Source organism: Sporolactobacillus mangiferae, from assembly GCF_023336505.1.
GTDB classification, from domain to species: Bacteria; Bacillota; Bacilli; order Bacillales; family Sporolactobacillaceae; genus Sporolactobacillus; species Sporolactobacillus mangiferae.
Genome location: NZ_JAMAST010000023.1, coordinates 23,315 through 34,002, shown reverse-complemented (window position 1 = coordinate 34,002; position 10,688 = coordinate 23,315). Strand labels below are relative to the sequence as shown.

General features: G+C 46.9%; 13 protein-coding genes. All 13 read right to left on the bottom strand.

Annotated features, from left to right (window positions below; all coding sequences use genetic code 11):
- The coding region (locus M3N64_RS12990; RefSeq protein ID WP_249103488.1) for an HAD-IIB family hydrolase at positions 1-669 on the bottom strand (669 nt) is incomplete at its 3' end.
- A gap of 26 nt (positions 670-695) precedes the next feature.
- Positions 696-1,136 (bottom strand): GNAT family N-acetyltransferase, encoded by a 441-nt coding sequence (locus M3N64_RS12985; protein WP_249103486.1) that lies wholly within the window; start codon positions 1,134-1,136, stop codon positions 696-698.
- A 75-nt stretch (positions 1,137-1,211) separates the two neighbouring features.
- A complete protein-coding gene (locus M3N64_RS12980) occupies positions 1,212-2,120 on the bottom strand; it encodes an aminoglycoside phosphotransferase family protein (protein WP_249103477.1) in 909 nt (302 codons plus the stop codon).
- Positions 2,121-2,140: 20 nt separating this feature from the next.
- The gene (locus M3N64_RS12975) at positions 2,141-2,662 is read right to left on the bottom strand and encodes a GNAT family N-acetyltransferase (protein ID WP_249103475.1); all 522 of its coding nucleotides are present in this window, start codon (positions 2,660-2,662) and stop codon (positions 2,141-2,143) included.
- A 245-nt stretch (positions 2,663-2,907) separates the two neighbouring features.
- Positions 2,908-3,942 (bottom strand): threonine aldolase family protein, encoded by a 1,035-nt coding sequence (locus M3N64_RS12970; RefSeq protein ID WP_249103473.1) that lies wholly within the window; start codon positions 3,940-3,942, stop codon positions 2,908-2,910.
- Positions 3,943-4,033: 91 nt separating this feature from the next.
- The gene (locus tag M3N64_RS12965; protein ID WP_249103463.1) at positions 4,034-4,510 is read right to left on the bottom strand and encodes a flavin reductase family protein; all 477 of its coding nucleotides are present in this window, start codon (positions 4,508-4,510) and stop codon (positions 4,034-4,036) included.
- 82 nt (positions 4,511-4,592) lie between these two features.
- Complete coding sequence (locus M3N64_RS12960) at positions 4,593-5,150, bottom strand: DUF2812 domain-containing protein (RefSeq protein ID WP_249103461.1); 558 nt, start codon at positions 5,148-5,150, stop codon at positions 4,593-4,595.
- On the bottom strand, positions 5,143-5,472 hold the full coding sequence (locus tag M3N64_RS12955; RefSeq protein WP_249103459.1) for a PadR family transcriptional regulator: 330 nt from the start codon (positions 5,470-5,472) through the stop codon (positions 5,143-5,145). The genes M3N64_RS12960 and M3N64_RS12955 overlap by 8 nt, the downstream gene beginning before the upstream one ends.
- A gap of 672 nt (positions 5,473-6,144) precedes the next feature.
- A complete protein-coding gene (locus M3N64_RS12950; RefSeq protein WP_249103442.1) occupies positions 6,145-6,702 on the bottom strand; it encodes an aminotriazole resistance protein in 558 nt (185 codons plus the stop codon).
- Between the two features lie 14 nt (positions 6,703-6,716).
- Complete coding sequence (locus tag M3N64_RS12945; RefSeq protein ID WP_249103440.1) at positions 6,717-7,496, bottom strand: creatininase family protein; 780 nt, start codon at positions 7,494-7,496, stop codon at positions 6,717-6,719.
- 73 nt (positions 7,497-7,569) lie between these two features.
- Entirely contained in the window at positions 7,570-8,394 is an 825-nt protein-coding gene (locus M3N64_RS12940) for an energy-coupling factor transporter transmembrane component T family protein (protein WP_249103438.1), read from the bottom strand.
- Complete coding sequence (locus M3N64_RS12935; protein ID WP_249103437.1) at positions 8,378-10,045, bottom strand: ABC transporter ATP-binding protein; 1,668 nt, start codon at positions 10,043-10,045, stop codon at positions 8,378-8,380. The genes M3N64_RS12940 and M3N64_RS12935 overlap by 17 nt, the downstream gene beginning before the upstream one ends.
- Positions 10,046-10,061: 16 nt before the next feature.
- On the bottom strand, positions 10,062-10,625 hold the full coding sequence (locus tag M3N64_RS12930; protein WP_249103500.1) for a phosphoribosyltransferase family protein: 564 nt from the start codon (positions 10,623-10,625) through the stop codon (positions 10,062-10,064).
- Positions 10,626-10,688: the final 63 nt, after the last annotated feature.

Genomic DNA, 10,688 nt, shown 5'->3' with positions numbered 1-10,688 from the left:
TACAGCCACGCCTGCCCCACATTTTGACAGCATTTCAAGATCATTATGATCATCACCAAATGCAGCAATATTCGCCACGTCTATTTTTAATCGCCCGGCAACGAAAGAAATACCGCTCATTTTCGTTGTATCTCTCTGCATAATCTGATACCAATTTTCTCCGTTGTTTGTGTAAAAACTGAGATTGGGGTACTTCTTTGTCATTGGTTTCAGTGTCGCAGTGTCCGTGCATTCTACGGAAAGCTTTGGCGTGTCAACGGTCAATTTTTTCTTAAAATCCGTGTATACTGCGTTCCATTCGGCGCCCCAGGGCTCTCCCATGTAATTTGTGTACAGGCAGTCACCCGCTTCAACGCTAATACATGTAATCGTTTTTTTAGACATTAATGTTTCGATTAATTGGTTTTTTAATGCATTGGGAATGAGACGATTGTAAATGTTCTGACCGTTGCTCACAATGGTTGCTCCGTTATTTGCGATAATAAAATCGGGTTGTATTTTTTTCTGCATGAATCGAGTTGCCCGCTCAGGACGCGCCGTAGCAAAGGCAATTCGAATTCCTTTTTGCCTGCATTGTCTTAAAACATGTGCCGTATGATCAGAAATCATTTCTTGATTGTTTAATAGAGTATGATCAAGATCGCTGACAATCATTTTAATCGTTTCCAATTTTTTGACCCCCCCTTTCCGCTGTCTCACCTTTTTTCCATGCGCACATGGGGGATACCATCAAGCATGAAAACTTCAGAGGCTGGCTCAAAGCCAAAAGACGTATACAATGACTGAACGTACTCCTGTGCCTCAATGGCAATCGGCATCCCCGCAAAACGTTTCTTAATCACACGCAGTATTTTGGCAACGAGCAAATTGGCCAGACCCTTGCCGCGGCAATCTTTGCGGACAAGCACCCGGCCAAACGATATTCCGTCATCCATTTCAAAAATACGGGCATAGGCAATGATTGATTCATCCACGTCCGTCGTATAAACATGCAGACTGACTAAGTCATAAGGATCAACTTCATGGTAAGGGCATTCCTGCTCAACCACAAAGACATCGACGCGCGCTCTCATAATCTCATAAACTTCATGTCCGCTAAGCTGATCGAATCTTTTTACCTTCCAAAAATCGCTCATGGTTGTTCACTCCCTGTGATGTTCACCTTAATAGGTCTTACGATCCGGCCCCTGGTTTACCGAAAAACCGGACGACTATTTGAGCAGCTGCTCCGGTGGCTGATACCATCTTGGTATCAGCGTATGAAAATAGTGGTAGGCATCGAGCGTTTGCTTAATTTCACGCTTCATGACGTTGATTTGCTGCTCACCATAGTCAATCGACCATGGAATTGAACTGATCATGTTGGTGGCAATATAAAGTGCCATGCAGGGGAAAAAGCCATTCGGAATATGATCATTAAAATAGCCGTTGATTCTTCCGGTTGCAAAGGCAGGGCTTACATTGGCACACCAAGTAATGCGGTTAAACTCTTCCCAGGGATCGCCAAAATCTATACGATCAAAATCAATGATGCCGATTGTCTTCTTCTTTGTGACAATCATATTACCGCAATGAAAGTCGCCGTGCTGAAGTGATTGCGGCCGCTCGGTCAGCAGCCCGCGCTGTGACTGAATGAAGGCAATGGTTTCCGCAGCTCCTTCGACTGACATTGCGCATTTTTGATATGCCAGAAGTTTGCGGTCAATTTTTTGCTGATAGAAGGGAAGCCAGGGTTGCTGACTTTCCGGAGCAGGGATCGTATGTATCTTTTTCATGATTTGCCCGGCTTCGTATCCGAGCCTGTACTGCTCTGCCGCAGAAAGTGCAGGAAGCACTTTGCTCGCCTCTTCGCCATCAATCCAGGTCATTAGTGTATAGCAATTTTTCCCTTTACCGCATGTACCGAAGGCAACCGGACTTGCGCCAATCCCTTGCAGCTTCTGGAGCATTTCAAATTCTTTTTTCCGCTCATTGAAACGTGATCCGGCGGATATTCTCAGTAAGTACGATTGATATTGTGTCGTGATTCTGTATTTTTGATCGTCAGACCAGCCCTTATAGATAGCTTTGACGGACGTCCAATGTTCGGAACCGGGAATCTCCTGAAATTGTGTACTCATTCACTGATCTCCCATCAGATTCAATCGATGAACAGGCCCATCTGCACAGAATCATAAAAAGTGTTGTGAATTAAAAAATCACGCGTGATCATGCCTTCCTCCGAAAAACCAAATGATTTGTACAGATGAAGCGCTCGCATATTATCCGAACGCACGCGCAGATTAATCTTGCGGATGATCCCGGTTGCTTTGCTCCATTCGATCATTCGAGCAATAAGTGCCCTGCCGATTCCCTTGTTCCAATAATCCTGACGCACACTGATGCCGAATTCGCCGACATGCATGGTGCGCCTTTTTCTTCCACCGGCAAAATTCAAACTGCCAACGATCTGTCCATCGTATAAGGCAATCAGATAGATGGCATTTTCACGGGCCGCAAAGTCCTCAACCAGCTTTTCTTCCTTCTCCACAGTCAAATTCAGTTCATCAATGCTTCCAAAGGTCAGGAAATCGGTCTCTCCAGCTATTTGATTCAGATAGTCAATGATGGCAAATGCATCTGATTTTTTCGCTTCTCGAATAACCAGTTTATGGTCATCCATTTCAGCATCTCCCCCTTTTCGTGTTTTCGTTACAATTTTCCTGACATTCGTTACTAATTTCAAGCTGTTCGTTACGATTAGGGACTCATTCGTTACAAAATTCAAGCCGTTCGTTATGATTCCCTACGTTCGGTTCCACTGCCGATTTCGTTTAACCGTCTGAAAGAAAAAATGAAGTTCCCCATCACAGCTTTTATATTAAAGAGCCGGAGATCATTCCCCGGCTCTACAAAATGCTCGTTTTTCTATCTAGTTACTTTTTCTTTTAAGCTTGCAATAAAAGCATCAATGGCTTCTTCCTTGGTTGCCCAGGAAGTCACAAGGCGTGCAGCTGAATGTTCATGATCAATTTTTTCCCAATCGAAGAAATGAAACTGCTGATGCAGTGTATCCAATAGTGAGTGGGGAAGGATCGGGAAAATTTGATTGGAAACCGGCGGGGTGAGAAAAGCGTAACCTGCTTCCTGAATCGCATTGCTGAGCTTCAGTGCCATTGCGTTGGCATGCGCAGCAAGGTCAAAGAACAGATTGTCCCGGAACAGAACCAGAAATTGAATTCCGGTCAGCCTTCCCTTAGCCAGCATCGCGCCTCTTTGCTTCATGATAAAGCGAAAGTCATCCTTCAGCGCATCGTTGCAGATTACAAGTGCTTCTCCGATCAACGCGCCGTTTTTCGTGCCGCCGACATAGAAGGCGTCAACAAGCTTCGGCAGATCACTCAGCTGCAGATCGTTCGCCGGCGAGGTGAGCGCAGAACCGAGCCGCGCACCGTCTAAATAAAGGTACAGATGCCGATTTTTACAGAAGGCGTTGAGTGCTTCAAGCTCCTTTTTCGTATATACGGCACCGTTCTCGGTCGTATCTGATATGTATACGAGCTTCGGCTTGACCATGTGCTCATCCGGATGAGCGTCCAGCAGCGATTGAATACCTGTCGGTGTCAACTTGCCGTCTTTGCCTGAAGGCACCGCCAGCACCTTGTGACCGGTTGCTTCGATGGCACCAGTCTCGTGGACATTAATATGCCCGGTGGCAGCGGCAACAGCCGCTTCATGCGGTCGCAGGAAAGCAGCGATTGCCGTCAAATTCGCCTGCGTGCCACCGGTTAAAAAGTGAATGGCCACCTCATCATCGTTCATTTTTTCTCTCAGCAGCTTGGCTGCCTGCAGCGAATACTGATCTTCGCCATAGCCATCCTCCTGAACAAGGTTTGTCTCAATCAGCGCGTTCAGGATTTGCGGATGCGCACCCTCGCTGTAATCATTCTTAAAGCTGTACATTACGGTTACTCACCCCAGATGTCTGACTTTTCAAATCATATGCTTTACTTGGACTATAGCACAGTCTCGCGGCGAGCGGAACCTGTTTCCGTCATCCTCCGTAATAAAATCCGGTTTCTTTCATCGTCAGCGGATCGCCTTCACGATGAACACCGGCATGAATCACTTCACCGACATAAATATAGTGATCGCCGATCTCAAGGCGATTAACTACTTTGCATTCAAAGAAACTGAGTGCGTCTTTGAAAATTGGGCATCCGGTCTCCGCCGTATCAAATTCATATCCGGCGAGTTTATTCCCTTCTACTTGGAGCGCCCGGAAAAAAGCGGTGACCATATCTTTCTGTCCGCTTTCCAGTACATTGACACTGAAAACACCGCTTGACGCAATTTGCTGCTGCGAACGCGTACCCGCTTTAACGGCCAGGGTCACGAGTGGGGGCTCAAAAGAAGTCTGCGTCAGAAAATTACCCGCAAAAGCATTCACACCGTCCTCATCCTTTGTCCCGACTAGATACAATCCGTACGTAATACCGCGAAGTGCGGCCTTTCTGGCTTTCGGATCCATTTTGATCAACTTCCCTTCTCAGTACTTTCTTCACATTTAATTATAGGAGAAACTTACAAAAGATTTGAACAATATGCTCTCTCTATTCGCGAATCAGACGCTCGGCTTCCAATTGCTTTATTTTTCGCTCCAGCCGGCGACTGTACAGAAAAAGCATACTGCTTCCGATCAAAAGGAGAAATCCGGTGGCGATATTGAGCCAGCCGGACAGGTGGACCTCATAAAAAACTGCAGATAAGCCGATTGAGAAATTGATCCCGGATCCGGCCAGTTCAGCCAGAATGATCCCCAGCCACATATTTTTCACGCGCTGATAATGAGCGATTCTTGAATCAAGATCCGTATAGAGCTGAAACGGTTCACCGCCTGCAGATTTCCGCAAATAAACCCAGTTCATGTAAAAAGCAATCGGTGTAATATCTGATTCCTTCAAAAACTGCAGATATTTCCGGCTTTTAAGATCAGTTCTTTTTCGACTCAGAAGTTCGATTCTGTAAATATATGCGTCCGGATGGCATGGTTCAAACTCATAGCGTGCCCAGAAATAGTGGACAAGTGCCCATCCTTTTGCCGCCATCTGATTCAGCCATTCCTCCTCCCGTTCATAATCCCAAAACATTCGGTAGATAACTTTATTCATTCCGGTCACCTCCAATTGTTTTTTCTCCGTTACGCAGCAGTTCTTTCAGCCGAAGCAATTCGTTGTGGATGACCGCTTTTCCTGCCGGTGTAATTTCATACTCTTTTTTACGGGAAGACGGGCTGGCGTGCGGTCTGATCCATTCCTTTTGAAGCAACGTATTAAGCGCGCCATAAAGTGTGCCCGCACCAAGAGCCACTCTGCCGCCGCTCATTTCTTTAACTTTTTGCATTACCCCGTACCCATGCATAGGGGTATAGAGAGAGAGCAAAATATAGTAGACCGCCTCAGTCAGCGCACCCCGCTCACTGCTTTCTGGCAATTAAATCCCTTCCTTATTAAAAAATATATCGCTAGCCGATACATTAATTATATCGGTTTCCGATATATATGTCCATCGAAATCTTACACATTTACAAAAATCACAATGAATGACATCAAATATGCGACAAACTCTCTGGGATTGGGAACGAACGCGAAAACTATAAGCCACGGGAGTCATTTTCCTATGGTATCAGAAAAACCGGGTGAAACACCGGGTCATTGATTGCAACCCTGTCGTCGTTTGAGTGCGATTTACCGGTCATCGCGCGCTTTCACAGCTTTCTACCAGAGTCTTTGATCTATTTATTTTCGGCCATCGACGCTTCAGTTACTCGCTTGCCGCGGGCGACCCGGAAGCCTCCTCAGGCAGGCAAATTCCTGCGGGGTCTTCCCTGGCTCTGATCAACAGGAACGCTCCGCAGGCGCCAGCGCACTCCGCTTTGATTCTCGATAAGACACTGGTTAGTATTAGAAAACTTGGCTTCGCCAAGCTTCTGGCGAAGGCGAAGCCGCCGTCACGACGGCCATGGACTGCCTAGTGTCCGATAAGCCGCAGGACGCGGCGTTTTTTCGGACCACTTATGCTATGTTCCTTAAAATTTATATACTTTCTTATAGTACAAAAAAAGCCACCTCACTTTACATGAGATGACTTCTGAATTCACGATCCTCAGATACGCGGGATCATCGTCTGTATCCGTTTGAGTCGCGGCGCAAGCAGAACAACGACAAATGGCGTCAATGCAATCGGAACAACGTCCGCAATACCAATCCAAACGACGCAGTACCAGTAGCCAAGGCCTGTGAAGAACGACAGCGACAGACTGGTCGCAAGAATCATCAGACAACCGAACAGAAGCGACCAGAACAAGGATTGCCAGATGAATGCTGTTTTGTTCTGAAGCAGCTCATCAAGTGACTTTTTCCGAGTCATAACATAGGCCGGCAATGCTGCACTGAGGGCAACCGTAATGCCGTCCGCCAGCAACGTATGCGGTGCGATAAAGTAGCCACCAAGCAGTGACCAGACAAGCGTGCCGATATATCCGGCGAAGAAGCCGGTAACCGGGCCGAATAAAAAGCCGATAGCAGGAATGATAAATGCAAAAGTTCTGAAATGAACGGCACCCGGAATCAGCGGAATCGGGCTGCCGTATGCCCAGAGCACGCCGGTAAATACACCAAAGATGACAAAGAAAATGATGTTGACAAAGGTGAAGTTCTTCACTTCATATGGCCTCCTTAATAATTGGTTTGTGCAAAAGCAGATATAATATCTTTAAGCTCTTTGACTGCATAGTCAAACAGCCTTTTGCCTTTTTCAGCAGTTGCATAAGTTGGTGCGCCGATCACGCCACTTTTTGTCACATCGGCGGTTTTCCACCCGGCATTGTACGGACCGAACAGCGTGACGAAATCATTGCTGCGCAGCGCCTTGTTCGGATCCTCATCAACCGCGAGTTCCATATGCACTGTCTCAGGTGCCGCGTGCAGCATTAAAGAGGTTTCCAGTTCGCAGGCATGAAAAACCCCGTACTTTCCGGACTCTTTCAGTCCTTCAAGTCCTTTGTCCCAGAATGGCGTGAACCACCAGTCAAAGACAAAAACATCCATACCGAAATCAATGCGCAGATCGCGGCTGATCATGTTGAGCATGTCCGTATTGCCCCCATGACTGTTGAACAGCACGAGTTTCCTGAATCCGCTTTTAGCAATGGCACCGGCAATATCATGCAGCACTGCATAATAAGTCCGCGTTCCATAAGTGATGGTTCCGGCAAATCCCATATGCTCGTTGCTCTTGCCGACATTCAGCAGCGGAGCAAAGATCAGCGCACCGTTATCAAATTCCTGAGTCTCGATAAAGTGATCAATCAGCGCGGACAGGATGATCGCATCTGTGCCGACTGGCAAATGCGGTCCGTGCTGTTCCGTTGCTGCCGTCGGCAAAAAAACAATCGCTGAATCCTTATCAATCGCCGCAATTTCGTCCCTCGTCAGATTCTCCCATTTTGAAATCATGCTTGAATTCCTCCTTTATTTTCATAATCTTCAAAAATTAGAAGCAGAAGCAGGCACCCAGTTCATATCAAATTTAAATTTGAATGTAATAGGTTAACTGCAAAATGATCGTTACCACGGTTGCCACAAGGGTTGCCGAAGCAAACAGTACATCGGAATAAGTTGCCTTAATCATTTTGTAGGAGGTTCGCCTGACTTTAAAATTCAGTTTGTAGTAGTGCATCGCAAGCGAAATGGCATGGCCTTTGCTCAAAACGCGAAACAGAAGCGGCAGTGAAACAATGACATAGTTTTTCATTTTTGCCAGCGGACCGCATTTGTCCACTTCAAGGCCGCGTGATTTCTGAGCCTCCATAATCGTTGCAAATTCCTGAACAATCATCGGTATGATCTGAAAGACGAGACCAACGCCGAAAGCAACCGCATAAGGTACGCGCCATGACTGCAGCCCGAGAATGATCTGGCTGAAATTAGTCGTCAGAATCACCGTGTAGAATGCAGCGATCATCAGAAAAATACGCAAGGCGTACACAGCACCTTTATAAAAATCGTACCATTCAAGACTGAAAACATAATGATTACCAAACAGAGTAAAGGCCGTGCGGTAAATCAGCGGTCCCCCGTGGACCGAAAAAGCACCCAGCACAAGCCAGAGCAGAAAAATAAACAGCAGCAGCACTTTTACCTTATTGGCAAGTACGAGCATGTACTTGCCAATACGTCCGATCAGCCAGATCGAAAGGAAGACGAGAAAAAGAAATAAGAGTGCTGCACCGCTTTTCACAAAAGAAGTCAGGATCGACATAATAATGAAAAAAACGAATTTCGTACGTGGATCAAGACGATGCAGAAACGAATCCAATTCCACATACTGCAGAAAGTCACTCAAGAACCGCACCCCCTGTCCTGCTGCCGGTGATCGCATTCGCAAAGCTTTCGACATCGCATGCGGGTGTCTGAAAACCCAGCTGCTTGGACAATTGAACGACCGGTGGCAAATCAATATGAACCCTCTCAAAAAGAGCCTCATTTTCGGCAAGCTGACGAACTGTACCCTCGGCAAGTTTTTCCGCATGATCCAGAACAATCAATTCATCGGAAATCTTGAAAACAAGCGGAATCTCGTGGCTGATCAGGATGACCGTCTTCCCCTGTTTTTTCAGATCACAGATAATGGTCTCCAGCTGGTCACGCAAATGCAGGTCCATGCCAAGTGTCGGTTCATCGAGAATGACCACCTTTGCGCTTGAGAAGAGAACGGACAGAATCGTCAGCAGATGCTTTCTGCCCATCGATAAGTTAACCGGAAGCTCTTCTTTGTCCTTGAGCAGATCATACTTTTCCAAAACTGCAAGCGCTTCTTCCTCACTGAACGGTATACCCTGTGCACGTGCACAGAACGTTAATTCTTTAATCACGTTTTCCTCGAAAAGCATGTGCTCCGGATGCTGAAAAACAAGAATGATATCACGGCTTATCTCAGCGACTGATTTTCCGGCTGTTGATGCGCCTTTGTAGGTCACCGAGCCTTCCGAAGGACGATACAGACCGTTTAAATGTTTGACCAGAGTTGTTTTTCCAGATCCGTTCTGTCCCAGAATCGCGATGACTTTCCCCTTTGAAAACCGGGCATTGATATGTTTCAGCGCCTGGAAACCGTCCTGGAAACTTTTGCTGAGTGACCGTGTCTCCAGTACAGGAGCTTCAGGGGATTCCACCGGTTCAATCGAGCCACTGATATTGGGAGCCACGCGATCACGAAGTGCCTCGAAGGCATCTTCCAACGTTGAAAAAGGAGGCAGATCCGCAAACCTGTTTGACAGTACCCGATAAATTTCAGCTTCCTGAGGAATCAGCACGCCTAGCTGCTGCTGCACATCAAAACGTGTTAAAAATGCCTCTTTGCTTCCATCAAAGACCACTTTACCCTTGTCGATGCCGATGACATGATCAACGATTCCTGAAAACCAGTCCAGATTGTTATCCACAATGACCGTTGTCTGTCCCGATGCACGCAACTGGCCCAGCACGGATTGAATCAGCCGTTTGCCCTGAGGATCGAGCGAACTTACCGGCTCGTCCATAATCAGGAGATCCGGACGCATCGCCAGAACGGAAGCAATGCAGACCGCCTGGCGCTGCCCACCGGAAAGCGTCGTTACAGCACGCTTTCTCAAGTGTTGAATTTTCAGCAGGTCAAGGACAGATTCGACGCGTGCATGAATTTCCTCACTGTCGAGGCCCAGATTTTCCACTCCGAAGGCGAGCGCGTCTTCTACACCATAGCCAAACAGCTGATTTTCCGGTGTCTGGCTGACAACTGAGATCATGACATTCTCTCCAGTCTGAACGGTTCCTGACAGTTCTCCCTTACTCATTAAAGTCGGAATGACGCCGCTTAAAATGCTGACCAGAGTTGATTTGCCGCACCCGCTTGGACCGACGATCGCTGTCACTTCAGCTGGCCGAATCTCCAAATTGATATTTTCTAAGATTTGCGGCGCGTCTGCGCTGTATTTATAGCTGACATTCTCAATTTTGAAGTTCACCGCACGGTCCCTCGCTTTATTGGATTGCATCAGATGACTCAATCGGAAATAACGGCAATTCCCCTAGAAAGATAATGTCCTTGCGATTAATCGCATCATCGCCTTCCGCAAGAATCGCTGCTTTCCCGGCAACCGCTCCCCCGGCGCGCGTGATCAGTTTTTCAAGTGCATGCACCGATTCCCCGGTGCTGATGACATCATCGACGATCAGTATCTTTTTGCCTTTGATCATTTCGCTCTCTTCTTTTTCGATACAGAGGAGCTGCTTTTTCTGTGTTGTAATCGAGTACACTTCCGTTGCAAACGGGTCGCTCATGTATGGCTTAATACTTTTTCGAGCCACAAAATACCGTTTTTTCCCGCAAATACGGGACAGCTCATGAATCAATGGAATGCCCTTCGCTTCTGCGGTGATAAAATAGTCTGCCTCGGGAATACGCGTCTTCAATTCTGCCGCGGCGGCTGTCACAAGCTCTGTATCTCCTAAAATAACAAAACTGGCAATTTTAATATCATCGGCTATTCGAACAATCGGCAGTTTTCGTTCAATCCCCGCTACATGAAGCACATATTCATCCATATTGTTCACCTGATTCCTTTTTAATTGTTTCAAAAAAAAACAAAAAGCAGAGAACGGGTGTCC

What these genes read in the sequence shown, in the direction of transcription:
- M3N64_RS12985 (WP_249103486.1), bottom strand. Translation starts at nt 1,136, where the DNA reads ATGAGCGATTTTTGGAAGGTAAAAAGATTCGATCAGCTTAGCGGACAT.
- M3N64_RS12980 (WP_249103477.1), bottom strand. Translation starts at nt 2,120, where the DNA reads ATGAGTACACAATTTCAGGAGATTCCCGGTTCCGAACATTGGACGTCC.
- M3N64_RS12975 (WP_249103475.1), bottom strand. Translation starts at nt 2,662, where the DNA reads ATGGATGACCATAAACTGGTTATTCGAGAAGCGAAAAAATCAGATGCA.
- M3N64_RS12970 (WP_249103473.1), bottom strand. Translation starts at nt 3,942, where the DNA reads ATGTACAGCTTTAAGAATGATTACAGCGAGGGTGCGCATCCGCAAATC.
- M3N64_RS12965 (WP_249103463.1), bottom strand. Translation starts at nt 4,510, where the DNA reads ATGGATCCGAAAGCCAGAAAGGCCGCACTTCGCGGTATTACGTACGGA.
- M3N64_RS12960 (WP_249103461.1), bottom strand. Translation starts at nt 5,150, where the DNA reads ATGAATAAAGTTATCTACCGAATGTTTTGGGATTATGAACGGGAGGAG.
- M3N64_RS12945 (WP_249103440.1), bottom strand. Translation starts at nt 7,496, where the DNA reads ATGATTTCAAAATGGGAGAATCTGACGAGGGACGAAATTGCGGCGATT.
- M3N64_RS12930 (WP_249103500.1), bottom strand. Translation starts at nt 10,625, where the DNA reads ATGGATGAATATGTGCTTCATGTAGCGGGGATTGAACGAAAACTGCCG.